At 52.9% G+C, this 22,937-nt stretch carries 25 protein-coding genes and 2 tRNA genes; 17 read left to right on the top strand and 10 right to left on the bottom strand.

Annotation, left to right across the window (positions count from 1 at the left end):
- Positions 1–309: 309 nt before the first annotated feature.
- Positions 310–537, bottom strand: a complete 228-nt coding sequence (locus tag AB2B48_RS02695; RefSeq protein ID WP_368300733.1) for a hypothetical protein — start codon at positions 535–537, stop codon at positions 310–312.
- On the opposite strand from AB2B48_RS02695, the gene AB2B48_RS02690 reads away from it, so the two are divergent.
- Positions 518–1,843, top strand: coding sequence for a hypothetical protein (locus AB2B48_RS02690; RefSeq protein ID WP_368300732.1), 1,326 nt, complete (start codon positions 518–520; stop codon positions 1,841–1,843). The two genes, AB2B48_RS02695 and AB2B48_RS02690, sit on opposite strands and share 20 nt — an antisense overlap.
- A 1,017-nt stretch (positions 1,844–2,860) precedes the next feature.
- A complete protein-coding gene (gene csgD, locus AB2B48_RS02685) occupies positions 2,861–3,508 on the top strand; it encodes a biofilm master transcriptional regulator CsgD (protein ID WP_185666447.1) in 648 nt (215 codons plus the stop codon).
- Positions 3,509–3,581: 73 nt separating this feature from the next.
- Here csgD and AB2B48_RS02680 read toward each other — a convergent pair whose 3' ends face one another.
- The 4 genes from AB2B48_RS02680 to ghrA all read right to left on the bottom strand — a co-directional run bounded on the left by AB2B48_RS02680 (position 3,582) and on the right by ghrA (position 6,477).
- Positions 3,582–4,064: a DUF1097 domain-containing protein gene (locus AB2B48_RS02680; RefSeq protein ID WP_185666744.1), complete on the bottom strand. Its 483-nt coding sequence runs from the start codon at positions 4,062–4,064 to the stop codon at positions 3,582–3,584.
- A 96-nt stretch (positions 4,065–4,160) separates the two neighbouring features.
- Positions 4,161–4,715 carry a TorD/DmsD family molecular chaperone gene (locus tag AB2B48_RS02675; RefSeq protein WP_185666448.1) on the bottom strand — a complete coding sequence of 185 codons (555 nt, stop codon included), beginning with the start codon at positions 4,713–4,715 and terminating at the stop codon, positions 4,161–4,163.
- Between the two features lie 19 nt (positions 4,716–4,734).
- The gene (locus tag AB2B48_RS02670) at positions 4,735–5,472 is read right to left on the bottom strand and encodes a phosphatase (protein ID WP_220439888.1); all 738 of its coding nucleotides are present in this window, start codon (positions 5,470–5,472) and stop codon (positions 4,735–4,737) included.
- A 66-nt stretch (positions 5,473–5,538) separates the two neighbouring features.
- Positions 5,539–6,477 (bottom strand): glyoxylate/hydroxypyruvate reductase GhrA, encoded by a 939-nt coding sequence (gene ghrA / locus AB2B48_RS02665; RefSeq protein ID WP_368300731.1) that lies wholly within the window; start codon positions 6,475–6,477, stop codon positions 5,539–5,541.
- A 259-nt stretch (positions 6,478–6,736) separates the two neighbouring features.
- Between ghrA and AB2B48_RS02660 the strand changes: the two genes are divergently transcribed.
- Positions 6,737–6,824 (top strand) — tRNA-Ser (locus AB2B48_RS02660).
- Positions 6,825–6,959: 135 nt separating this feature from the next.
- On the opposite strand, the gene AB2B48_RS02655 is transcribed toward AB2B48_RS02660, so the two are convergent.
- The 3 genes from AB2B48_RS02655 to AB2B48_RS02645 form a co-directional block, all read right to left on the bottom strand.
- A complete protein-coding gene (locus AB2B48_RS02655; protein WP_368300730.1) occupies positions 6,960–8,387 on the bottom strand; it encodes a glycosyltransferase family 39 protein in 1,428 nt (475 codons plus the stop codon).
- Between the two features lie 236 nt (positions 8,388–8,623).
- Positions 8,624–9,433 (bottom strand): arylamine N-acetyltransferase family protein, encoded by an 810-nt coding sequence (locus AB2B48_RS02650; RefSeq protein ID WP_368300729.1) that lies wholly within the window; start codon positions 9,431–9,433, stop codon positions 8,624–8,626.
- 111 nt (positions 9,434–9,544) lie between these two features.
- A complete protein-coding gene (locus AB2B48_RS02645; RefSeq protein ID WP_368300728.1) occupies positions 9,545–10,456 on the bottom strand; it encodes a LysR family transcriptional regulator in 912 nt (303 codons plus the stop codon).
- Positions 10,457–10,564: 108 nt separating this feature from the next.
- Between AB2B48_RS02645 and AB2B48_RS02640 the strand changes: the two genes are divergently transcribed.
- From AB2B48_RS02640 to AB2B48_RS02630, 3 genes are all read left to right on the top strand, one after another.
- Positions 10,565–11,425, top strand: a complete 861-nt coding sequence (locus AB2B48_RS02640; RefSeq protein ID WP_368300727.1) for a pirin family protein — start codon at positions 10,565–10,567, stop codon at positions 11,423–11,425.
- A 19-nt stretch (positions 11,426–11,444) separates the two neighbouring features.
- Complete coding sequence (locus tag AB2B48_RS02635) at positions 11,445–12,122, top strand: isochorismatase family protein (protein WP_185666454.1); 678 nt, start codon at positions 11,445–11,447, stop codon at positions 12,120–12,122.
- A 145-nt stretch (positions 12,123–12,267) separates the two neighbouring features.
- Positions 12,268–12,355 (top strand) — tRNA-Ser (locus tag AB2B48_RS02630).
- 142 nt (positions 12,356–12,497) lie between these two features.
- Here AB2B48_RS02630 and AB2B48_RS02625 read toward each other — a convergent pair.
- Together AB2B48_RS02625 and AB2B48_RS02620 are read right to left on the bottom strand one after the other, a co-directional pair.
- Complete coding sequence (locus AB2B48_RS02625) at positions 12,498–12,887, bottom strand: hypothetical protein (RefSeq protein ID WP_368300726.1); 390 nt, start codon at positions 12,885–12,887, stop codon at positions 12,498–12,500.
- The gene (locus AB2B48_RS02620; protein ID WP_368300725.1) at positions 12,887–13,543 is read right to left on the bottom strand and encodes a hypothetical protein; all 657 of its coding nucleotides are present in this window, start codon (positions 13,541–13,543) and stop codon (positions 12,887–12,889) included. The genes AB2B48_RS02625 and AB2B48_RS02620 overlap by 1 nt, the downstream gene beginning before the upstream one ends.
- A 728-nt stretch (positions 13,544–14,271) precedes the next feature.
- On the opposite strand from AB2B48_RS02620, the gene AB2B48_RS02615 reads away from it, so the two are divergent.
- The 11 genes from AB2B48_RS02615 (at position 14,272) to AB2B48_RS02565 (ending at position 22,927) form a co-directional block, all read left to right on the top strand.
- Positions 14,272–15,387 carry a 1-propanol dehydrogenase PduQ gene (locus tag AB2B48_RS02615; protein ID WP_220439880.1) on the top strand — a complete coding sequence of 372 codons (1,116 nt, stop codon included), beginning with the start codon at positions 14,272–14,274 and terminating at the stop codon, positions 15,385–15,387.
- A 124-nt stretch (positions 15,388–15,511) separates the two neighbouring features.
- Complete coding sequence (locus AB2B48_RS02610) at positions 15,512–16,192, top strand: phosphate propanoyltransferase (protein WP_368300724.1); 681 nt, start codon at positions 15,512–15,514, stop codon at positions 16,190–16,192.
- Positions 16,185–17,003 carry an ethanolamine utilization protein EutJ gene (eutJ, locus tag AB2B48_RS02605; protein WP_368300723.1) on the top strand — a complete coding sequence of 273 codons (819 nt, stop codon included), beginning with the start codon at positions 16,185–16,187 and terminating at the stop codon, positions 17,001–17,003. The genes AB2B48_RS02610 and eutJ overlap by 8 nt, the downstream gene beginning before the upstream one ends.
- Before the next feature lie 11 nt (positions 17,004–17,014).
- On the top strand, positions 17,015–17,758 hold the full coding sequence (locus AB2B48_RS02600; RefSeq protein ID WP_220439877.1) for a hypothetical protein: 744 nt from the start codon (positions 17,015–17,017) through the stop codon (positions 17,756–17,758).
- Complete coding sequence (locus tag AB2B48_RS02595; protein ID WP_220439876.1) at positions 17,740–18,012, top strand: EutN/CcmL family microcompartment protein; 273 nt, start codon at positions 17,740–17,742, stop codon at positions 18,010–18,012. Before AB2B48_RS02600 ends, AB2B48_RS02595 begins: the two co-directional genes overlap by 19 nt.
- A gap of 19 nt (positions 18,013–18,031) precedes the next feature.
- On the top strand, positions 18,032–18,529 hold the full coding sequence (locus AB2B48_RS02590; RefSeq protein WP_368300722.1) for a GlcG/HbpS family heme-binding protein: 498 nt from the start codon (positions 18,032–18,034) through the stop codon (positions 18,527–18,529).
- Between the two features lie 23 nt (positions 18,530–18,552).
- Positions 18,553–19,764, top strand: a complete 1,212-nt coding sequence (tdcD, locus tag AB2B48_RS02585) for a propionate kinase (RefSeq protein ID WP_368300721.1) — start codon at positions 18,553–18,555, stop codon at positions 19,762–19,764.
- A gap of 197 nt (positions 19,765–19,961) precedes the next feature.
- Positions 19,962–20,243 (top strand): propanediol utilization system shell hexameric protein GrpH, encoded by a 282-nt coding sequence (gene grpH / locus AB2B48_RS02580; RefSeq protein ID WP_004863596.1) that lies wholly within the window; start codon positions 19,962–19,964, stop codon positions 20,241–20,243.
- 21 nt (positions 20,244–20,264) lie between these two features.
- Positions 20,265–21,050 carry a propanediol utilization microcompartment protein PduB gene (gene pduB, locus AB2B48_RS02575; RefSeq protein ID WP_368300720.1) on the top strand — a complete coding sequence of 262 codons (786 nt, stop codon included), beginning with the start codon at positions 20,265–20,267 and terminating at the stop codon, positions 21,048–21,050.
- Between the two features lie 49 nt (positions 21,051–21,099).
- Positions 21,100–22,602 carry an aldehyde dehydrogenase family protein gene (locus tag AB2B48_RS02570; protein ID WP_368300719.1) on the top strand — a complete coding sequence of 501 codons (1,503 nt, stop codon included), beginning with the start codon at positions 21,100–21,102 and terminating at the stop codon, positions 22,600–22,602.
- 25 nt (positions 22,603–22,627) lie between these two features.
- Positions 22,628–22,927, top strand: a complete 300-nt coding sequence (locus tag AB2B48_RS02565; protein ID WP_220439871.1) for a BMC domain-containing protein — start codon at positions 22,628–22,630, stop codon at positions 22,925–22,927.
- The last annotated feature ends 10 nt before the right edge of the window (positions 22,928–22,937 follow it).

Here is a 22,937-nt window from a genome sequence, read left to right as displayed (position 1 = left end):
ACATTAGTGTCCTTACTCGTTGATTTCAAGCATCTTTTATATAGATATTTTGTATGTTTAGAAATAATACTATCAGCTATCCAACACTTTTAGAGTGGAAAAGAAACATAAAAAAGGCCGCAACGGATAACGTTGCGGCCCCATAAATATTTCGTTAACGGTAATTACAACCGTATGGACCCGGTTGGTTACAAGGCGTTACTGTCGAACTCAGGCTCACAAAGCTATCCGATGAACCTGTCGTTGCGCCAGGACTTCCGCTTGTCCGACCGCCTCCATTACCACCGCCGTTGCCGCCTCCATTGCCGCCTACGTTGCCACCGCCGTTACCGCCTCCGTTGCCACCGCCGTTGCCACCGCCGTTGCCACCGCCGTTACCGCCACCGTTACCGCCTCCGTTGCCACCGCCATTACCGCCTCCGTTGCCACCGCCGTTACCGCCTCCGTTGCCACCGCCATTACCGCCTCCGTTGCCACCGCCGTTACCGCCTCCGTTGCCACCGCCGTGACCGCCTCCATGCCCGTGACCGTGGCCACCACCGTGTCCGCCACCTTCACCGCCGCCCATGCCACCACCGTGGCCGCCGCCGTTACCGCCGCCCATGCCACCACCGTGACCGCCGCCGTTACCGCCGCCCATGCCACCACCGTGGCCGCCGCCGTTACCGCCGCCCATGCCACCACCGTGGCCGCCGCCGTTACCGCCGCCCATGCCACCACCGTGACCGCCGCCGTTACCGCCGCCCATGCCACCACCGTGACCGCCGCCGTTACCGCCGCCCATGCCACCACCGTGACCGCCGCCGTTGTCGCCGCCCATGCCACCACCGTGGCCACCGCCGTTACCGCCGCCCATGCCACCACCGTGGCCACCGCCGTTACCGCCGCCTATGCCACCACCGTGACCGCCGCCAATACCGCCACCGACACCGCCGCCTATGCCACCACCGACACCGCCGCCTATGCCACCACCGTGACCGCCGCCGTTGCCGCCGCCAATACCACCACCGACACCGCCGCCAATGCCGCCACCGTGACCGCCGCCGTTGCCGCCGCCAATACCACCACCGACACCGCCGCCAATGCCGCCACCGTGACCGCCGCCAATACCACCACCGACACCGCCGCCAATGCCGCCACCGTGACCGCCTCCATTGCCGCCGCCAATACCACCACCGACACCGCCGCCTATGCCACCGCCGTTACCGCCTCCATTGCCGCCTCCATTGCCACCGCCGTTGCCGCCTCCATTGCCGCCTCCGTTACCGCCGCCGTTACCGCCGCCGTTGCCGCCTCCGTTGCCACCGCCGTTACCGCCGCCGTTGCCACCGCCGTTACCGCCGCCGTTGCCGCCTCCGTTGCCACCGCCGTTACCGCCGCCGTTGCCGCCTCCGTTACCGCCTCCGTTACCGCCTCCGTTACCGCCTCCATCACCGCCTCCATCACCGCCGCCGTTGCCGCCTCCATTGCCACCACCGTTACCGCCTCCGTTGCCACCGCCGTTACCGCCTCCGTTGCCGCCGCCGTTGCCACCGCCGTTACCGCCTCCGTTGCCGCCTCCGTTGCCACCGCCGTTACCGCCTCCGTTGCCGCCGCCGTTGCCACCGCCGTTGCCACCGCCGTTACCGCCTCCGTTGCCACTTCCGCCGCCGTGACCGCCGCCGTTATCGCCGCCGCCACCGTTGCCATTCGCGTTCCCGTTACCATTATTCCCGCTTCCGTTGCCACCACCTCCATTGCCATTTCCATTGCCGTTGTTACCGTTGCCGTTACCGCTCTGACCGCTATTACCACCGCCGTTACCATTCGCCGCTACGGCATATATTGTGGTTGCCGGGTATAAAACGGTGAGCGCCACTATTATGGCGATTTGCTTCATTTTCATGATAAGCCCTTTCACGCGTTATTAGTTGCTGTGTGCTATTGCCGTAATAACCGATCGCTCGCTAATCAATAAATTCAGGTCGGTATTCATCACGACACCCGTTCACAAATTACAAATTTTCCAGGCGATAGAAATCGACATTCAAGAAGCTGAATGATCAATTATTCAAGAGGTTACAAACATAATAAAAAGCAAATGACACGTGGGCGAATAAAACAAACAGCCATCCACAGCAATCAATAAGATTGTGTCTATTAATAAATGTCAGTGTCAGAACCATGAGTAATTATCACAATTACTTGCGGCTTCGTTATTCTGCATTTAGTCGGGATGTGTCGTTCTATAAAATATCGTGAAGATATACCGCCTCACCATATCAATGGTATCGTCATAGAAATATGTAAAGTTCTTACATCGATTTAATGCTGGTCTCGATGCTATATGGATGAGTATGCATATTTGATAAGCATGAGGATCTCATAATAAAGTTTGATTTAATTTTCACAGTATCAACCTTTAGTATTAACAGCTCACTATCACCTGCATTCGGATAACTTAATCAGAAAACAAAGCGTTAAAAAATCGTGGGCACAACGAAAGTGTTAAAAACGACAAATATCACGCAAATTCATCATACAAAATGGATAAGAGAAGGCTGATAGACAATTTCAATAAGACATAAAAACCTTAGATAACATAAAATTAAAAACAAAAAGAGAGATTATGTATGATCATTAAGATATGATGTTAAAAGCTTAAGAAACATGCTTTATTTACATTTTGCAATTTATTTTTACATCTTGTTTCACGATTATTTCTTGCTTTAGAATTGGTAGCGTCTAAATTTTAAATTAAGCAGACATGTCTTTTAATTATTAATTCTTAACATTTGTCAAAACAGCAGCCACATTTCAGTAATGCTTAACAAGATACCTTTATAATTTTGCCTGCTGTAAAAAAATTAGGGGTCTCATCATGCAAAAAGAGCTCACGTTAACGAACCAGACTCTTTCACTCATCACCAGGCCGTCACTTCAGTCCTGTGCCCTTTCTCAGAGCCTGAAAAAGACGTTAAGGATGAATAGTAAAATCATTAATATTCACATGGTTAGCCTGGATAATTTATCGGATGGTATCGTGCTTTTTGACATGATCGAAATCGATAAAAAGCTGGTCAAGGCCTGGCAGGAAGAACTCTGTAAAATTAATAGCGGTATAAAGCTCTTACTTTTCAATACCCCTGAAGATTATGCTTATCAGGAGATTGAAAGCTGGCCGCATATTAACGGCATCTTTTATGCGCATGATGAAGAACACTTTCTGGTCAAAGGGTTACAGAAAGTGATGGAGGGTGAATGCTACTTTTCGCGTAAGCTTGCGAGCTACCTGATTATGCATTCCGGTAATTATCGTTACGATAATCAGGAGAGTACGATCCTGACATTCCGGGAGAAAGAGATCCTGAACAAACTGCGCATTGGCGCTTCTAACATCGAAATTGCGCAGTCGCTATTCATTAGCGAAAGCACGGTGAAAACACATCTATATCATCTATTTAAAAAGATCTCGGTCAAGAACCGTACCCAAGCCGTATCCTGGGCGAACGATAATTTTAAGAACTAATGCACTACCACAGCAATAAAAAAGCGGCGACAGGATTTTCCCCTGCCGCCGCTTTTCACATGTAATAGGTCTACTACAGCGCCGATTCGTTCGACGGTTCCGCTTTCGCTTTACGATTCGCCAACCACAGCCCACTGTTTTTCATCGCATAGCCGAAGATCAACCCCACAGCCAACGACGAAACGACCAGACGCCAGTTCCCCTGCCCCGCAAAAGTGGCGCAGGCACCAATAAAAGTACCCGGGACAAACGAGAGCAGCAGCTGCTTCGCCTGGATACACATCAGGAACGCGACAATACCCGTCACGACGTAACCCAAAATTTCCAGATGGGGAGCCAGCGCGCTGCCATAGATAATAACCAGTGCCCAGATGACACCGCTCATTGTCGTACAGGCAGAAATAGCCAACGCTTTCAGCCCATCATGCGGGCAGGCGAAATAAGCCGTACAGCCTAAGAATCCGGCCCAGCTCAGTAAACCCAGAGACACGGCAACCCATCCCCAAAGACCGGAGAGAATGCCTGTTGTGATTGCAATAGCGAAGATAACGTTCATGGCGAGCATCTTAGCAGATGCCTGGCTTTTTGATGAGATCATGAGCACAGATTGCTCATGATCTTTATTTCAGTTGCATAGAATATGTGATTTAAATCACTCTTCTTCACTTTCCTGCAGTTCGTCCCACATCGCAGCAATGGCTTCACGCGTTAGCGGTGCCATCGTACGCCAGAACGCAGTGGTGGCGTGGGCTTCAACCTTGCCAAGGAAACTTTCAAACCACGGCAGAATAAACTCACCGAACAAGGTTTCCAGTGCTTCGGTATCGTCATCTTCCGCTTTGTCTTCCAGCCAGGAAGCTGCCAGCAGCAACGTACCGATCTGGTCAGCTGGGCTGTCCCCTAACGGCATTCCCCATTCGGTCAGAAAAGTGCGAACTTCCGCCTCCGTCGCCCCTTCTACCCACGCGCTACGGCACGGTGAAACGCTGCAGTCATCACCCACGAACAGCGCATTATAGTCAGCGGCAATCTGCTGGATATCACAGCTTTTTTGCAGACGAGCCAGCAGTTCATTCTGCTCCAGTGGCCAGTCCGCGGCCAGTTTACCGTCGCGAATCACGGTAAACAGCGGCACCAGCAGTGGGTCCTGCGGTTGACGATAGTACAGCGAGCCAAGCACGCGGCAGATGATTGAAAACTCGTTCATTGGTTAATCCATTCAGTCATTAAAATTCAGCAAATTCAGGAATCGGCGGCATACCGCGCGATTCAAGGAAATTCAGGAAACGTCGTGGGGTGACGTTAAGGATCCTATCCTGTGGGAACTCCACGGCGTCAAGGATCTTCTGGCATTCGGTAAATTCACCCAGCGTAAAGGCGGTGTGTGAATCAGAGCCCAGCGCCAGCCACCCACCCGCATCGCGCACGGCTGCAGCAATAGCGCGGCAGTTGCTCTCACTGCCGATGCGCGAACTCACAAAGGAAGAGTTATTAATTTCCAGCGCCACATGATACTTCGCTGCTGCTGCTGCGATAGCCGGAATATCAACCGGGAATTTCGGGTTACCCGGGTGACTAATCATATGAACGTGGCCGCTGGCCATTGCCGCAATCATCGCCTCGGTATGCGTCGCCTTATCCTGCGGCGCAAAAACCGGCTCATGAAAACCGGCAATGATAAAATCGAGCGATGTCAGCATCGGCCCAGAGCAGTCAATCTCGCCCGCGGTGTTTTTGATATTCGACTCGATACCGCGCAGGATCCCGACCCCATCAACAATACGCGGCCAGATGCGCATGTTCACGAAGTGCCAGTAGTGCGGGGCATCGGCCATATCCGGGCCGTGATCGGTGATGGCGAAGAGTTTAATTCCCTTGCGCTTCGCCTCGGCGATATAGTCGTGCAGCGTACTGTAGGCATGCGTGCTGGCAACGGTGTGCATATGTAGGTCAACAGGATACATCACATTCTCCTTTCTCGTGGTAAGCCAAGGATAGCAGGAAACCCTCGTGTTTATTAGCCAGGGACATCAATAGCCGCGCACGCGATCGACCTGCCCGCTTGGCTGTTCACCGCGCTCAAGCTGCGTGATAGTCCGGGCAATATAGGCAATCGCCTCTTTAGGGCGAGTCACGGCGGCAACATGAGGCGTCATCGTTACGCGCGGATGCTGCCAGAGCGGGCTTTCCTGCGGCAGCGGCTCACGGCTAAAGACGTCGAGCATCGCCGCCTTCAGCTTGCCGTCGTCGAGTGCTGCCAGCAGATCGTCTTCCACAACGTGAACGCCGCGCGCCAGGTTCAGCACATAGCTATTATCCGGGAGTTGGGACAGATTCTGACGGTTAATAATCCCCACCGTCTCCGCAGTGTTAGGCAGCAGGTTAATCAGCACTCGCGTCCCTTGTAAGAATTCATTCAGCTCATTTTCCCCGGCAAAACTCGTCACCTGCGGCCATTCCTTACGGCTACGGCTCCAGCAGCGAACCGGGAAGCCCCACGCCAGCAGGCTCTCGGCCACTTTTGAACCCAGCACGCCCGCGCCCATAATACCGACGGTAAATTCGTCGTGGGTGTAATCCGCCAGTGGCTGCCAGCTGGACTGACGCTGCAGCGCCTGATAGTCATCAAAGCGACGGAACCAGTGCAGCACCTGGCTTACCGCATACTCCTGCATTTGGATGCCCATACCGGTATCTTCCAGGCGAAAGAGCGGGATAGATTCCGGCAGCATTTCCGGATGCGCCTTGAGCTTGCTGAGAATCGAGTCAACGCCAGCCCCCAGAGCGAACACGGCTTTAAGACTGCGGCCTTGCAGCATTTCCACCGGCGGATGCCACACCAGCGCGTAGTCGGCAGGCGCATCATCGCCACGCTGCCAGCCGCGAATGCGGGCATTCGGCAGCAATTTGCTTAGCTCGGCAATCCAATAAGGGGTATCAAACGTGGGGTGATAAAAGATGATCTCCATAATGACTCCTGCTCAGTGCGCCGTTACCGGTATGGATCGGCGCTGTTTTTGATTATTTTTGTGGTTTAACAGAATAACAAATTTCTTTTACCTGTCCCGGAAAATGCGGAGGCGATCGCAAAAAATACGATTTATGTCTGTTTAAGAAGCATGTTGGTTGAAGTTTGTGTAAACGCACGATTTTTTTAAAAAGTTTATTGACGGTGAGGAGCCTTTTCCCTACATTAGCGCTCGTCCCAGCAACACGGGACAACAATATGGTGAGGTGTCCGAGTGGCTGAAGGAGCACGCCTGGAAAGTGTGTATACGGCAACGTATCCGGGGTTCGAATCCCCGCCTCACCGCCATATTTGAGAAAGAGCTCGTACGAAAGTACGGGCTTTTTTTTTCGCCTATTGCACAGGGCCAGCACCAATACCGCCGACCCCGGGCTACATTCAAACCGTAGCCCGGCCAAGCGCAGCGCCGCCGGGAATCGCTCCTCACCCCACCGGACGCACAAAGCCAATACAAACGGTCTGAACGTCATGAGACGGGTCCGTCTGGAAATCGATCGGTATCTTTATATCAATGTGCATATGCGGCCACGCCTGTAGAGCCGTACCAAAATGTTCCGTGGAACATGCCACCCCCACGCGGCCAATCAGCGCAACACCATCATGCAACAACTGCGCGCGGCTAATATCCGTGCTGTAGATATTTGGCTGCGTGGCATTGTTCCATTTAGTGATGATTTTGGGTCTGGAGGGGACATAAAACGTAAGCCATTCTGCCAGACGTTCCCCGCCGACATACTTCAGTGGAGTACCATAGCGTTGGAACCAGAGACGGTTTACCGTATCGCTGAACGGGATAACACCGCTCATCTTCTGCCTCGCATTAGCCACGTTGGCGTACATCACACCACAGTAACCCGCAAGGACCAGCAGTGCAGCGCTGAACAAGGTTACAAACGCGGCGCGTGGAACGATGACGGACGTTTGGTTGACGCAGCTGACCATCAGCGCCGGTGCCAGAATGAAAAAAGGCTGCAGCCATTCGGTTAATCTGCCGCTGTTGAAGAAGAAAAACCAACAGCAAAGCGCTGTCAGCGGAATCAGATAGACTCCCAGCACCACCCGCCCCTCCCATGACGCAGGCCAGCGTAAGCGCACGCCACAAAAATAGAGAATAGCGCCAGAAATAAGCAGGGGGTAAAAAATGGATATTAAGCAGGTAAAAAGCCCCGGATTAATCCCTGGGTGCATTTCTGAATTTACCCAATGTAGCGCAGCAAAGTTATGCGCCTGTAGCCACAGGATATTAGGGGTAATTAACAGTACGCCTAATGCTAACGCACAATACCAGACAATATGCCGATAACAGCGACGAATATCCGCCACAACAAGCGTTGAGAGAAAAACAGACCCGACCAGAATCAACGTAGAATATTTTGACATGGTTGCCAGTCCGGCCAATAGAGCAAAGGCAAGCCACCAATACGGGCTTCGGCTAATAGCCTGTAGATAGCAATACATCATCCACGGCCATAGCATCACCAGCAGATAATTATCGTTGTAGCTAATGATATCAAAGTTAATTAACCCTGATAAATTAAGGGTTAACAATGCCACCCAGGCCAGCTTTTCGCTGCCAGTAAGCCTGTGTGCAAATACCCAACTGCCGACCATCCCTATTGCGATGGCAAGAAAATGCGCAGCATACCAGTAAATATGCGCGGGTAAATGGAGTGCAGGCTGCATGACCAGGCCGACCAGCCACGGATTTTTTGGCGAGCCCCATTCGGCGTTTTGCGCCCAATTTAGTGCCTCTACGGCATCATAGGGCACCGCGGGATCGAGTGATACCGTGACGATAGTCCACAGTACGGCATACAGCGATACCCAGAGTATAACCCATCGTAAGTTCATTATTTTTACCGGACAAATATTCAACCTCTCGAGCTTAGAGTTATCCCTCATAAAAAGTATAAACAGAGATTCAATGAGATGCTTATTTATGACCCACTGAAATAGTAAAAATAACAACGTTATCCGGATGACACATTTTAAAATATATCATCAAGATAATTAGTCACAATTTGTTAGATGTAATAGTACAAACAGAATAACGTCGAATATCTCTTTTAATATTTTCCGCGTTCTGGTTACCGTGGCACCTCATCCACCGGTACCTGTGCCGCAATCTCTTCCGCAATACCAAACCGCTCCACCAGCAGTGCCTTTTGCTGACGGTGCGATAACGTCTCAAACGTCTCCTTCCCTCTGGCCTCTCTGAAAACCTTTTCACCTTTTACTATCCCGGTAATCGAATCATGACCCGCCAGACGAATCAGTAGCGCGCCGTCAAAGCGACTGCTGTGGCGACTGCGTTCATGTCTCTGCGGGTATTCCGTTACGGCAGCATCCATCTCCAGCAGTTGGCAGTCTATGCGTGAACGACCCAGTGGCTTCCAGTTCACACACCAGAATCCCTCATCACGGTGCACCCGCGTGCCCCATACCGGATGCGTGGAGTGCCAGGCCTGCAACGGTAACGGCTGGCCGTGAAGCATCGTGGTGTCGACAATAAAAAGGGTATTATCCAAACGAACAAACAATGTGCCGTGCCCAGGGGAGTCCGCACTTACCGGACGCGGTGAACGCATCGTTGACAGGCCAAATTGTACCGGGAACCCCACGGCTTTCAGCAGCGCATACAGCGCGCCGTGGCTCGCCCAGCAGGTGCCGCCGGTGCCAAATCGCAGCCAGTGCGAAAAAAAATCCTCCGGCGTAAAGCCCGGTAAGGCGCCCTGAATGCCCTGCGATACCTGGATTCGTTTACGAATATTGTCGAACGGCACGGAACGGCACCACGCCTGGTAAATCTGCCCCAACCCAGACTCACTAACCGCCGGATAAGCGCGAAAACCCATTTTTTCAAGCGCCTGTTCGGCAAGCGCTGGCGGGATATCCATAGGAACATTATGTGAATTCATCATTTACCTGCGGCGTGTCTCAGACCGTCGAAAAAGAGCAACGGAGCATCAATAGCACAACCCGCACGCGATTGTAAATGAAATGTAAATTCACTCTTCGATCATCAGCGCATACTCCTCGCTGAGGAAATCCACCAGCGCGCGCACCGCAGGCAGCAGCCCTCGCCGTGACGGGAAGACCGCGTGAATCACCTCCCGCTTCGGTTCCCAATCATCGAGCACACGCACCAGCGATCCATTGGCCAGCTGTTCTCTCGCCATCAGGATCGGCAGCTGCACCACCCCGACACCCGCCACCGCCGCCTCACGCAGCGCCAGCATATCGCTGGTCGTCAGCCGTGGTGTAAAGTGCACCTCAGCCTTTGCGCCATCCGGGCCATGTAGCGACCAGCGATGCACATGCTTACCTGCCGACATGCTTAACCCCGGCCAGCGACTGAGTTCGTCCGGCACCTGCGGCTTGCCCATCGTCGCCACCAGCGACGGGCTGGCGACGAGACAGTGACCGCGGTCCGCCAGTACCCGCATCACCAGGTCGCTGTCATCAAAAGGACGCGGCCTGACGCGAATCGCCACATCAATCCCCTCCGCCACCAGATCCACCCGTCGGTTTGTCGCTTCAAGCTGAATCTGCACGCCCGGATAACGCACCATAAAGCGCGCCAGCATCGGTCCAACGTGCACATGCAACAGCGTGACCGGGCAGGTCAGCTTCACGCAGCCTCTCGGCTCTGCCTGGAGCACAGCAATCGCCTCCTGCGCTGCCTCCGCCTCAATCAACATCGCTTTACAGTGTTGATAAAACGTCTGCCCAACTTCCGTCACCGTGAACTGCCGGGTGGTGCGCTGGATCAGCCGCACCCCAAGCTGCTCTTCCAGTTGCGCAATGCGTCGGCTGAGCTTTGACTTTGGCATATCCAGCGCGCGCCCCGCCGCAGCGAAGCCGCCGTTGTCCACCACGTGAACAAACCACGCGAAATCATTGAGATCCTGCATCACCACCTCATCGTTCTATTTTTGCAACAGTGTAGGTCATTTCTGCTATCTACCGAGCCATTACATCTGAATATAAGCTAATCCACATCAAAGCTCACTACGCAGGAGAAACAAATGAAACAGATTACGGGTGTTTATACCGCGCCACGTCCGCACTGGGTGGGTGATGGCTTCCCGGTTCGTTCGTTATTTTCCTATCAGTCGCACGGTGAAAGCCTGAGTCCTTTCCTGCTGCTCGACTATGCCGGGCCATACAGCTTCCCGGCAGACGGCGCGAAGCGCGGGGTGGGAGAACATCCACACCGTGGGTTCGAGACGGTCACTATCGTCTACGCCGGGGAAGTAGAGCATCGGGATTCCACCGGTAAAGGCGGCGTGATTGGCCCGGGTGACGTGCAGTGGATGACCGCAGGCTCCGGCATTCTGCATCAGGAATTTCACTCGGCGGAGTTTGCCCGTCGCGGCGGCGAACTGAAGATGATCCAGCTGTGGGTCAATCTGCCAGCGAAGGACAAGATGACCGCGCCGGGCTACCAGAGTATTGAAGCCGCCGCTATTCCAACGGTAGAGCTGCCGGATAACAGCGGATCGCTGCGGGTGATTGCCGGTCACTACCAGGAGGCGACGGGCCCGGCCAACACCTTCTCACCGCTGAACGTCTGGGATATGCAGCTTCAGGAAGATAAAGAGGTCTCTTTCGAGCAGCCTGACGGCTGGAGCACTGCCCTGGTGGTGCTGGAAGGTAGCGTCACGGTAAATGGCGAAACTCCCGCTCAGGAAGCGCAGCTAGTGGTACTCAGCCAGGAAGGTAAGCGCGTTCATCTGCACGCCGGCAGCGACGCCAAAGTGCTGGTGCTGGCAGGCGCGCCGCTCAACGAACCGATTGTGGGCTATGGCCCCTTCGTGATGAACAGTAAAACCGAAATCGACGAAGCCATTCGCGATTTTAACTCCGGCCGCTTTGGTCAAATCTGATAATACAGAGGTGAATAACATGTCTACTCCAGCAAATTTCAACGGCGCGCGTCCAGTGATTGATGTTAACGATGCGGTGATGCTGTTAATCGACCATCAGAGCGGCCTGTTCCAGACGGTGGGCGATATGCCGATGCCAGAGCTGCGCGCTCGCGCTGCGGCACTGGCGAAAATGGCGACGCTTGCCGGACTGCCGGTGATCACCACCGCCTCAGTGCCGCAAGGTCCGAACGGCCCGCTGATCCCGGAGATTCACGAAAATGCACCGCATGCGCACTATATTGCGCGTAAAGGTGAAATCAACGCCTGGGATAACCCGGAGTTCGTGGCTGCCGTGAAGGCCACGGGTCGCAAAACGTTAATTATCGCCGGGACGATCACCAGCGTCTGCATGGCCTTCCCCGCTATTGCCGCCGTCGCCGATGGTTATAAAGTATTTGCGGTCATTGATGCTTCCGGCACCTACAGCAAGATGGCGCAGGAAGTGACGCTGGCCCGCGTGGCGCAGGCAGGCGTGGTGCCAATGGATACCGCTGCGGTCGCCTCTGAACTGCAGCGTACCTGGAACCGCCCGGATGCCGCCGAATGGGCCGAGGTGTATACCAAAATCTTCCCGGCCTACCAGCTGTTGATTGAAAGCTATGCAAAGGCGCAGGACGTCGTGAAAAACAACGAACAGCTTGATTCTCAGCGTTAACCCACCCGCCCCGCCGCTTTTCGGCGGGGTGGTGTTCATTGCTTAACCGAACGATAAATAAATCTGAATTTATGCTTGACCGTTTCAGGTCAACTCCCTATAGTAGCGCCCCGTTGACCACCTACGGTGAGCAGCAAAACAATATGGTGAGGTGTCCGAGTGGCTGAAGGAGCACGCCTGGAAAGTGTGTATACGGCAACGTATCCGGGGTTCGAATCCCCGCCTCACCGCCATATTTAAGAAAGAGCTCGTACGAAAGTACGGGCTTTTTTTTCGCCTATTGCACTTAGGGGGGCGAGCGAAGCGAGTCAATCCCCCCTCACCGCCATATTTGATGTTGCAGCCCGTTATTTCTAGTTTTCACATCAATATTCATTAACGATGGTTTTCTAGTTTATCTCTTGGTAAGAAATATTGAACACCTGATTTCCCATCAATAAAAATGCCTTTTTCTGAGCAGATTACCCCCCCCCACTTATCTACAGCGTCATTTGTATCATCGGCGAAGCCAATGACACCTAAATCCTGAGAATAATTCACCGACGAGTTTCTACTACCAATATAAACAATACCTTTAATTTCGATTTTTGAATTAGTATTATCACCTAAATAAATGTAGACACCATATAAAGCCTGACTATAGATACCATTACACCAACGAACACTAATTAATTGATAGGGGAAATCTATTTTTTTATAAAGTGAAATACACAAAAAAGATAAAATAATACTAATTATTGTTAGTAGAGCAATAACTTTTTTCATTATAACTCCACATTAACTGATTCTTTGTAAATGCCATGAAGGTCAAATTCGTGCGCATAACATTGTCTGTGGAAATCGCCCATAAACTGATCTGTTACAGTTATATCCTTTCCTATTACATTAATTGTAACTTTTTTTCCTGAGTCCCAATTATAACGATCGAAAAAATGAAATTCGAAATCAAGATGTATTATTTTCCTCTCTTTTTTTTCATCGTCTTTGATATTAACCTTTCCTTTCCCCCAAAAAATGTATCCCCCAACGGCATAGAATAAATCTTTACTTTCCTCGGGGTGAAAATAGCCACTGTTAATTGATGATGATGTAATAAAATATTCACCAGGCTTTAACTTCCGGCAAAACTCTATTGCTTTACATTTTTCCTCTGAATATTTATGAACAAATGTCATTGATTTTCCCATAAATGAAGCCAAATCAACCGCGAGATCTTTTCCTGTATTATTAAAATAATGTTGTAAGTGTCTTGATGCCTCATTCAATTCCCAAAAAAACTCAACGATTCCAGATTTAAGACCTGTTTCAATCTCTTTTTTCATAAAAAGCATAAGTAATGTTTGCGGTGCACTGCACCATTTCCCTGCACCTTTGTCTGGAGCAGAAAAAGGATCCTCGGTTCCTATTTTATAGTTTGGCATAATATCATCTCCTTAATTTATAAAAAATAATTATACTTATTGAAAATGGAGATATTATAACAAATATTGAGTTATTAAGCCGCATTATTCGGATAATTGGTTGCTATCCCAGTTAGTGATAACCCATATTTATATATCTGTCTACCAGATCGTATTTATATTCCCAGCGTTCGCTCTCCGGTATTTCCAGTCCGGTTAGTTGACGGTAACTGCCTTTATCAACCCGTTTATCCACCAGATGACCGTTAACAGCATATTTTCAGCTACAAGCTCACCTCCAGTACCCCGGCACCGCCGGAAACCACTCGCTCTACCTCACCGCTACCCTATCCTGTCTCGGGTGATGCTATCAGCACGGTAAAAAGTAATATCTCGTTGATGTTAATACATATCCCATTAAGGAATGAATAGTTTCATCTTTTACCATTTAGGTTATATCAATGCTTATGCCAGCTTTAACAGCCCCGTATTTCAGGCAGTTATGCTTAACCGCGAGTACCAGAGAGTGGGATTTGCAACACGCCGTTGCTGCAGGTGTTGTATTTGCAACAACGCCCTGCTGCTCCTGTCTTTTTTTGTCCACCTTCAAAGACGGCAACAACATAATCCTGTCAGTGCACAAACATGACTAGCTTATTTTTTTACCGCCTATGCCACCATTTGCTCTCTTTTTATAAGCAGCGTGCACACCCCGGCACGATGTATGACGGGATAAAGGTGATCGAGAGATGGCGAGCGATTTTTTTTCTATTCCTAAAGTCTATTTTGGCGAGAATGCGATTCAGGCATTACGCCAGCTAGGTAATAAGAAGGTCGGTATCGTGACGGATAATTTTATGGTGACGTCGGGGAAGACGCGCTATCTGATTAGCGAGATGCCGCAGGCCTCCGTGTCTATTTTTAGCGACGTCAAGCCCGATCCAAGCGTCGCCACCCTGCAGGCGGGCGCCGCAAAATTTATGCGTTTTAAGCCTGAGGTCATTATTGCGCTGGGCGGCGGGTCATCGCTTGACGCCGCTAAGGGCATCAAGGCCACGCTGGAAGAATCACTTGCGGACTGTTCGATAACGCTGGTGGCGATTCCAACGACCAGCGGTTCCGGTTCAGAAGTCACCTCTTATGCCATTATTTCCGATCCGCAAAATGGGCGGAAATATCCTCTGGTAGCGGCCGAGCTGATACCCGATTACGCCATCCTCGATCCGCAGTTGGTGCTATCGGTTCCACGCCAGGTCGCTGTTGATACCGGTATGGATGTACTGACGCACGCCATTGAAGCGCTGGTCTCTTGTGGTGCGAATGATTTCAGCGATGCGCTAGCAGAAAAAGCGATTGCGCTGGTCTGGCAGCATCTCCCCGAGATCTTCCACAACGAAACGGATATTCAGGCCAGAACGCATATGCACAACGCATCATGTATGGCGGGGATGGCATTTAACTCCGCCGGCCTGGGGCTAGTGCACGGCATGGCGCATGCCATCGGCGGCATGCTGCATATTGCGCACGGCAAAATTAACGCCATGTTGCTGCCGGGTATCATCGACTGGAATATTCAACATGCGCCGCACGCCATTCCTCGTTACCTGAAATGCGCGGCAATCATGGGCATCAAATCCGCCACGCCAGAACAGACGTTGAACGCATTGAGCAACCGCATTCGCGAAATGAATCGTCATTTTGGTATTCCCGCGACCCTGTGCGAAGCGGGTAAAGATCGTGTCGAGGTCGAATCATTACACCAGCAACTTATTCACGCCACCCTCTCTGATGGTTGCACCGCCTCGAATCCTTGTCGACCAACGGCCGCTGATATTGAGCAACTGTTGACGGACATCACCGGGTAAATCTGGACAACGTTGTCTTTGAATTGTCGGGCCGTCAAAAAAGTCCTGCGTCGGGGCAAAAAGCCCCTCGCAGAAGCGAATACTCTGGATATTGCTCCATTCACCCTTTTAGGTCGTTGACGTTATGAACTCTAGCCAACAGCAAGCCGAACTAATTACTCAACAGATTATTCAAGAACTTGCCGCACGTGGTACCCCATTTTCCCCCGTGCCGCAGGCGCTGGAAATTCCGATTGGCATCTCCAATCGCCATGTGCACTTGAGCCGGGAGGATATGGACACCCTGTTCGGATCCGGCTCTACCCTCACCCGCATGAAGGCGGTAAAACAGCCTGGCCAGTATGCCGCCGAAGAGACGGTTACGCTGCGCGGTCCAAAAGGACAGCTCGCCAACGTTCGCGTACTCGGTCCGCTCCGTCGCGCTACCCAGATCGAAATTTCCGTTTCCGATGGCTTTACGCTGGGCGTCAAAGCGCCCGTCCGTATGTCCGGCGATCTCGAGCGTTCACCTGGCATTGAAATTATTGGGCCACGCGGATCGATCAAAAAAACGGAAGGGACAATTGTCGCCTGGCGGCACATTCATATTTCCCCGATACAGGCCCGCCAGTCCGGATTGCAGGACGGTATGGAGATAGACGTCCAGGTTGCGGGACAGCGCGGCGGCGTTCTCAGCCACGTTGTCGTACGCGTGAGTGAAGATGCCGTGCTGGAAATGCATATCGACGTGGAAGAAGCGAATAGCGTCGGCTTACGCAACGGCGATTGCGTCACGCGCGCCATGACGGAATGCCACGATGGCTGACAGCCCTGAAACCCTGCGATTACAGGCGCTGGCTGAATGGGTCAGCCGCGAAGCATGTGCGCCTTACGACGGGAATATCAAAGTCGGCGTCGATCCTGGAACGGCCAATATCGCATTGGTGGTGGTGGATGAGAACGATAATCCCATCGCCGGCATCAGTCACCCTTCGTGCGCGGTGAGAGACGGCATTGTGGTCGATTTTCTGGCGGCAAGTCGGGTGGTTCGCCGTCTGAAAACCTCGCTTGAGGAGCGACTGGGAAGGCCACTGACCCACGCGGCTACCGCCATTCCGCCGGGGATCCTCCCCGGCAACACGAAGGTCATTGTCAACATGGTGGAAGCCGCTGGATTTGAGGTCACGCACATTGTTGATGAACCGGTTGCCGCAGCCCTGGCGCTGAATATTCGCGACGGTGCCGTCGTTGACGTTGGCGGCGGCACCACCGGCATTAGCATCCTGAGGAACGGAGAGGTCGTTTTTAGCGCCGATGAACCAACCGGCGGCAATCATATGACGCTGGTGATTGCCGGTGCGCTAGGCCTCTCTTTTGCACAAGCGGAAGAGATGAAAAAGGCGCCGGAGCATGAAGAACAGGTGTTCGCGCTGGTTCGCCCGGTTGCCGAAAAAATGGCCTCGCTGGTGGCCGAATGGGTTGCCCGTTACCCCATTGACACGCTCTATCTGGTCGGCGGTGCCAGCAGTTTTCATCAGTTCGCTGAAGTTTTTCGCCAGACGACGGGCAAACGGGTGGTACAGGCGCCGCAACCGCTTCTCGTCACACCACTCGGCATTGCGATGCACAGCCATTGAGAAGGGAAACTATGGATACGCAGCAACTCTCTCACCTCGTGGATACCGTTATTGATGAGATGCTGGCGCAGCGTAAACGACGTCTGCAGAGCCACAATAAAGTCATGCGGGTCGTTTTGAGCGGAGAGGATCTCTCCACGCTCCCCTCCACCCTGGAGTGCCTCATCGCGCTTGAACGCTGCGGCTACCTATTGGTCATGGCATTTTCACACAGCGCCAGACGCTCTTTATTACAGTCTCATTGCCTGCAAGCGCTGGCGGAGCAAGGGGTGGAAGTTATTTGCGACAATCAGCCTCCATCGTCAGCACAGAGCACTTATCACGACATTTTTTTCCCGGCGCTCTCAACGAACAGCCTGAGTAAAATTGCGCTCGGTATCCGCGATAATCTGGTATGCCGCTGGGCTTTCCATGCGCTCAGCGCGCGTAAAACCGCCATTATCACGCTCAATGCTGAATGCCGTCCTGACAGCCACTCCGCGCTACCACCGGCCCTGAAAGCGCGCCTGATGAACTACGCCAGCACGCTGACTGAGTACGGTTTTACCGTGATCGGTCTACCAGAATCGACGCCGGAATTACGTTCGCGCCGCTCCCTGATTACGCTCAGCGACGTACGCCAGCATCCTCAAGGGCAACCGCTGAAAATAGACAGCCGCACGCTGATTACCCCGGCCGCCCAGGATGAAATCCGCGATCGCCATCTCGTTATTGTTCAACCCCTCCAGGAGGACTTATGTATCTGGCAAAGGTAACCGGTGCGCTGGTGTCAACCACCAAACACGCATCGCTCAACGGCGCAAAGCTGCTGATCGTCGCCCGTCTGGATGAGCACTATCAACCGACGGGGACCGCGCAGGTCGCCGTTGACTTCGTCGGTGCCGGAAATGGCGAAACGGTTCTCGTCACCACCGGCAGTTCAGCGCGCATGAGTACCAGCAAAGAACACTCCGTCATCGATGCTGCGGTCGTCGGGATTGTCGACTCCCTCGATCTTAACGGTCAGTAACCCTTCGCGAGGAAACGCCATGCCCCCTGAATCAAACGCCGCACTGGACGACCAGATTGACCAGGCCATTTCGTCTCAGCTATCACCGCGTACGCTCAGCCTGGAGGATGCCGCGCGCCTGGCGGAATATGCCCGGGATGCAGCGGATGAGTCCGCGGTTCCCATTGTGTTCAGTCTGGTCGATAGCCGCGGTCAGCAGCGCTACTTTTTCAGCATGGATAATGCGCTGCTGATTAGCCATACGCTAGCAGGTCAAAAAGCCTGGACCGCCGTCGCGCTGAAAATGCCGACACAGCAGCTCGCCGGGCAGATCCAGCCCGGTGCAAGCCTTTATGGTTTGCACCATGAACCTGGCATCTGCGGTATTGGCGGCGGCCTTCCCTGCTGGTCAAACGGCATACTGCTGGGTGCCATTGGCATCAGCGGCGGCAGCGTCGATGAGGACATCGCCATCGCCAGCGCGGCCCTCGCGCGATTTAGCCGTGAACGATTCCCGCTCACCATTTTTCCTGAATAACTTTCAAAAAATACAGGTATATCATGCTGTTATCATCATTGGTTCTGGTTATTAACTGTGGTTCCTCTTCACTAAAATTTTCCGCGCTCCCGCTCAATGAAGAGACGCCGCTGCTCTCAGGGCTCGCCGAAAAGCTCGGTCTGGCAGATGCCTGCATCACCTTTAAAGGGGCAGATGGCTGCAAGATTACCGAGCCGCTGGCTGAGTCCAGCCACCTCTGCGCCCTAAAAACGCTCTTCGCCAGACTCGACGAGTCGTCGCTACTCCCGCAAGTCTGCGCGATTGGCCATCGCGTTGCGCACGGCGGCAGCGATTTCAAGCAGTCTGTTCTGCTCACCGACGCCGTGATAGCCCGCATTCATGAACTCTCAGCGCTGGCCCCGTTACATAATCCCGCCAACCTGACGGGCATTAAAGCCGCGATGGCCCTGCTGCCGCACCTTCCCCAGGTCGCGGTATTTGATACCGCATTCCATCAGACCCTGCCGCCCGCGGCCTATACCTACGCGATCCCGTATGAATATCAGCAGCAGTATCAGGTAAGGCGATACGGCTTTCATGGTACCTCGCACCGTTTTATCGCTGCAGAGGCCGTTGCGCGTTTAAACCTCGACCCGGCAAATCATGGCATTTTGATTGCCCATTTGGGCAACGGTTCATCGGTATGTGCGGTAAAAAATGGCGAAAGCGTCGATACCTCAATGGGCATGACGCCGCTTGAAGGGCTAGTCATGGGCACCCGCTGCGGGGATCTCGATTTCGGTGCGGCCACCTATATCGCCAGGTGTACAGGACAAACCATTGAGTCGCTCTACAGCATGGTCAATAACGACTCCGGCCTGTATGGCATATCGGGCATCTCCAGCGATTGCCGAACCTTGCAGGACGCACGTAACCACGGCGACCCTCGCGCCACGCTTGCGATTGACGTTATGGTGCACCGTCTTGCACGCCATCTTGGCGCGCATCTCGCGTCGCTACACCGTTTTGATGCGCTTATTTTTACCGGTGGCATTGGTGAAAACTCAGCGCTGGTGCGTGAACTTACCGCACAAAGAATGTCCGTGTTTGGCATCCTTCTCGATGCGGCAAAAAATAAGCAGATGGTTGCTGGCCGCGAAGGCGTCATTTCGCAACCCGGTTCCCCCATCGTGGCGGTCATTCCAACCAATGAAGAGAAAATGATTGCACAGGATGCCGCAGCATTCTCCCCCCTATGCCAGGGCGCAGCCTGAATCACATATTGCGATCGCTGACAGGGAGGATTTTATTGTCTGGGATAATGCCAAACAGCAAGAAAGTCTCTCTGACGGGCAAAACATTTTGTCCTTAGCACAATAATATGATGGACGTATTTATTAGATACATGAATTTTCTGCCAAAGGTTAATTCATGACTACCGCTTACCCCTATATTAAATATTGAGGTCGTTATGCAACAAGAAGCATTAGGTATGGTTGAAACAAAAGGTCTGGTATCCGCAATTGAAGCCGCAGATACCATGGTTAAATCCGCTAACGTCACTCTGGTCGGCTACGAAAAAATTGGTTCAGGCCTGGTCACCGTCATGGTTCGCGGCGACGTTGGTGCGGTAAAAGCGGCTACTGATGCCGGTTCTGCCGCTGCGGGTAAAGTCGGTGAACTGGTCTCCGTACACGTTATTCCTCGCCCACATATCGAAGTGGAAAAAATCCTGCCAAAAGCGGTTAGTTAATAACGTCTGGGGATTCTGGCCATGAGAGATAATTTTGTTGAACAGATTATATCTGAGGTAATGAATAAACAGTCTGACACCAACAATAATAATAAAACCAAGGCCAGCATTGCTGGCTGTGGTTTAACCGAGTTTGTTGGTACAGCCCTTGGTCACACCATCGGATTGGTTATTGCAAACGTTGATCACCAGCTGCATGACGTTATGGAGATCGATAAGAAATATCGTTCTATCGGTATTCTTGGCGCGCGTACTGGCGCGGGCCCGCATATTTTTGCGGCCGATGAAGCCATTAAAGCGACGAACAGTGAAATTCTGTCGATTGAACTGGCTCGCGATACCGAAGGCGGCGGCGGGCACGGATGTTTAATTATTTTCGGCGCTTCCGATGTCTCCGACGTTCGCCGTGCCATCGAAGTCGCACTGGGAGAAATCGAGCGTACCATGGGTGATGTCTACGGTTCACCGGCGGGTCATCTGGAGTTCCAGTACACCGCCCGTGCCAGCTACGCCCTCAACAAAGCCTTTGGCGCACCGCTGGGTAAATCCTTCGGTATGACCTGCGCCTCACCGGCGGCTATCGGTATCGTTGTTGCCGATGCCGCGGCAAAAGCCGCGGTCATTGAGCCGGTGGGATACGCCAGCCCGGCAAAAGGCACCAGCTTTAGTAATGAGGTGATCTTCACGTTTGCCGGTGACTCTGGCGCCGTTCGCCAGGCGGTCATTGCAGCAAGAGAGGTCGGGAAGCAACTGCTGGCTACCCTGGATCCGGCGCCAATCAAATCGACAACAACACCGTATATTTGATAGCGAACGGCAATGCATGCGAAGCGATGTGATGTAAGGAAAGTAGAGCATGAACGATCTTGAAATTACTCAGGCCGTCTCTCGCGTTCTGAGTAAATACACTAAAACCGCACCGGACATCCGGGAAAGTAGCCCCCAACCGGCTGCCCCCGAACGCGACGGCATTGATGCGATTATTGCCAGCGTGCTGGCCAATCGCGTCGATGCTGCACCTGATGACGACTCGTCGTCAGGTGATGGCGCCTTTGCCACAATGGATGAAGCCATTGCGGCAGCACAGCTCGCGCAGCGTCAGTATCGCCACTGCTCAATGCAGGATCGTACCCGTTTTATTGATGGCATCCGCCAGCTGTTTCTACAAGAAACGGTGCTACAGGCCATTTCTCACATGGCCGTAGAAGAGACGGGGATGGGGAATTATGCCGATAAGCTGGTCAAGAACCGCGTCGCCGCGCAAAAAACGCCCGGCGTTGAGGATCTGACAACCGGCGCACTCAGCGGCGATGGCGGCCTGACGCTGAGCGAATACTCCGCCTACGGTGTCATCGGTTCAATTACACCAACCACTAACCCAACGGAAACCATCATTAATAACAGCATCGGTATGCTGGCTGCAGGTAACACGGTGGTATTCAGTCCTCACCCACGCTCTCGCCGCGTCTCGCTGCACTGTATTGCGTTGATTAACCAGCAGCTGGCACGGCTTGGCGCGCCCGCAAACCTGGTGGTGACGGTTTCAACCCCTTCAATTGCTAACACCAATGCCCTCATCAACGACCCGCGCGTCAATATGCTGGTCGCCACCGGTGGGCCAGCGATTGTTAAAACGGTGATGTCGTCAGGCAAAAAGGCCGTGGGCGCTGGTGCCGGTAATCCTCCCGCTGTTGTTGATGAGACTGCCGATATTGAGAAAGCGGCGCGTGACATCATTAATGGCTGCAGTTTCGACAACAACCTGCCCTGCGTTGCCGAAAAAGAGGTCATCGTCGTCAATGACGTCGCGGATTATCTCATCCATTGCATGAAGAAAAGCGGTGCCTGGTTGCTGTGCGATAAGCAGCACATCCAGCAACTGCAATCACTGGTGCTTAATGAAAAAGGAACCGGGCCGAATACGGCGTTCGTCGGGAAAGATGCACGTTACCTTCTACAGCAGATTGGCATCAGCGTATCGGAAGAGATCAAAGTCGTGCTGATCGAAACCGAGCGCGATCATCCGTTCGTCGTGCATGAACTGATGATGCCAATTCTTCCAGTGGTGCGGGTAGAGAACGTCGATGAAGCGATTGAGTTAGCCATCCAGGTGGAACATGGCAATCGTCACACGGCAATGATGCATTCCACTAACGTGGAAAAACTCACCAAAATGGCGCGTCTGATCCAGACCACGATTTTTGTGAAAAACGGCCCTTCTTACGCGGGCATCGGCGTTGGCGGCGAAGGACATGCCACCTTTACGATCGCCGGGCCAACTGGGGAAGGTCTGACCTCCGCACGTACATTTGCCAGAAATCGTCGCTGCGTGATGGTCGAAGCGCTCAATATTCGTTGATATAAGCAAAGTGGGTAACCCAGAGATGAATAAACGGATCATCAATGCACCGACGCCGGAAACGCTGGCCATGCTGAAACGGCGGATGCCTTCTGAGTCTCGCAACCGTCTGGATCGGGTGCGTATCGATGCGGTTGGGTTGATTATGCTGCCGATACCAGATTTGTACTTTTACGCCGATCGGGCAAGTAAAAGTGCTCACGTAGCGGTATCGGAAATCTTTGGTAGTTGCCCGCAACATATCACCACGCTGGCTATATTCGGTGAAGTCGCCGCAGTGAATGAAGCCATGCGTACTATTGAGGATGATTCAAATACATTCTGAGAGTTCGCTG

Origin of the sequence: Kluyvera sichuanensis, from assembly GCF_040930405.1 — a bacterium.
Taxonomy (GTDB): domain Bacteria; phylum Pseudomonadota; class Gammaproteobacteria; order Enterobacterales; family Enterobacteriaceae; genus Kluyvera; species Kluyvera sichuanensis.
Note: the sequence above shows the minus strand (reverse complement) of the source record. Positions and strands in the feature narration are given on the sequence as shown.

Excerpts from the sequence above, each read along its gene's own strand:
- AB2B48_RS02690 (WP_368300732.1), top strand. The coding sequence starts at position 518 with ATGCCCGTGACCGTGGCCACCACCGTGTCCGCCACCTTCACCGCCGCC.
- csgD (WP_185666447.1), top strand. The coding sequence starts at position 2,861 with ATGCAAAAAGAGCTCACGTTAACGAACCAGACTCTTTCACTCATCACC.
- AB2B48_RS02680 (WP_185666744.1), bottom strand. The coding sequence starts at position 4,064 with ATGAACGTTATCTTCGCTATTGCAATCACAACAGGCATTCTCTCCGGT.
- AB2B48_RS02675 (WP_185666448.1), bottom strand. The coding sequence starts at position 4,715 with ATGAACGAGTTTTCAATCATCTGCCGCGTGCTTGGCTCGCTGTACTAT.
- AB2B48_RS02670 (WP_220439888.1), bottom strand. The coding sequence starts at position 5,472 with ATGTATCCTGTTGACCTACATATGCACACCGTTGCCAGCACGCATGCC.
- ghrA (WP_368300731.1), bottom strand. The coding sequence starts at position 6,477 with ATGGAGATCATCTTTTATCACCCCACGTTTGATACCCCTTATTGGATT.
- AB2B48_RS02655 (WP_368300730.1), bottom strand. The coding sequence starts at position 8,387 with ATGAACTTACGATGGGTTATACTCTGGGTATCGCTGTATGCCGTACTG.
- AB2B48_RS02650 (WP_368300729.1), bottom strand. The coding sequence starts at position 9,433 with ATGGATATCCCGCCAGCGCTTGCCGAACAGGCGCTTGAAAAAATGGGT.
- AB2B48_RS02640 (WP_368300727.1), top strand. The coding sequence starts at position 10,565 with ATGAAACAGATTACGGGTGTTTATACCGCGCCACGTCCGCACTGGGTG.
- AB2B48_RS02635 (WP_185666454.1), top strand. The coding sequence starts at position 11,445 with ATGTCTACTCCAGCAAATTTCAACGGCGCGCGTCCAGTGATTGATGTT.
- AB2B48_RS02625 (WP_368300726.1), bottom strand. The coding sequence starts at position 12,887 with ATGAAAAAAGTTATTGCTCTACTAACAATAATTAGTATTATTTTATCT.
- AB2B48_RS02620 (WP_368300725.1), bottom strand. The coding sequence starts at position 13,543 with ATGCCAAACTATAAAATAGGAACCGAGGATCCTTTTTCTGCTCCAGAC.
- AB2B48_RS02615 (WP_220439880.1), top strand. The coding sequence starts at position 14,272 with ATGGCGAGCGATTTTTTTTCTATTCCTAAAGTCTATTTTGGCGAGAAT.
- AB2B48_RS02610 (WP_368300724.1), top strand. The coding sequence starts at position 15,512 with ATGAACTCTAGCCAACAGCAAGCCGAACTAATTACTCAACAGATTATT.
- eutJ (WP_368300723.1), top strand. The coding sequence starts at position 16,185 with ATGGCTGACAGCCCTGAAACCCTGCGATTACAGGCGCTGGCTGAATGG.
- AB2B48_RS02600 (WP_220439877.1), top strand. The coding sequence starts at position 17,015 with ATGGATACGCAGCAACTCTCTCACCTCGTGGATACCGTTATTGATGAG.
- AB2B48_RS02595 (WP_220439876.1), top strand. The coding sequence starts at position 17,740 with ATGTATCTGGCAAAGGTAACCGGTGCGCTGGTGTCAACCACCAAACAC.
- AB2B48_RS02590 (WP_368300722.1), top strand. The coding sequence starts at position 18,032 with ATGCCCCCTGAATCAAACGCCGCACTGGACGACCAGATTGACCAGGCC.
- tdcD (WP_368300721.1), top strand. The coding sequence starts at position 18,553 with ATGCTGTTATCATCATTGGTTCTGGTTATTAACTGTGGTTCCTCTTCA.
- grpH (WP_004863596.1), top strand. The coding sequence starts at position 19,962 with ATGCAACAAGAAGCATTAGGTATGGTTGAAACAAAAGGTCTGGTATCC.
- pduB (WP_368300720.1), top strand. The coding sequence starts at position 20,265 with ATGAGAGATAATTTTGTTGAACAGATTATATCTGAGGTAATGAATAAA.
- AB2B48_RS02570 (WP_368300719.1), top strand. The coding sequence starts at position 21,100 with ATGAACGATCTTGAAATTACTCAGGCCGTCTCTCGCGTTCTGAGTAAA.
- AB2B48_RS02565 (WP_220439871.1), top strand. The coding sequence starts at position 22,628 with ATGAATAAACGGATCATCAATGCACCGACGCCGGAAACGCTGGCCATG.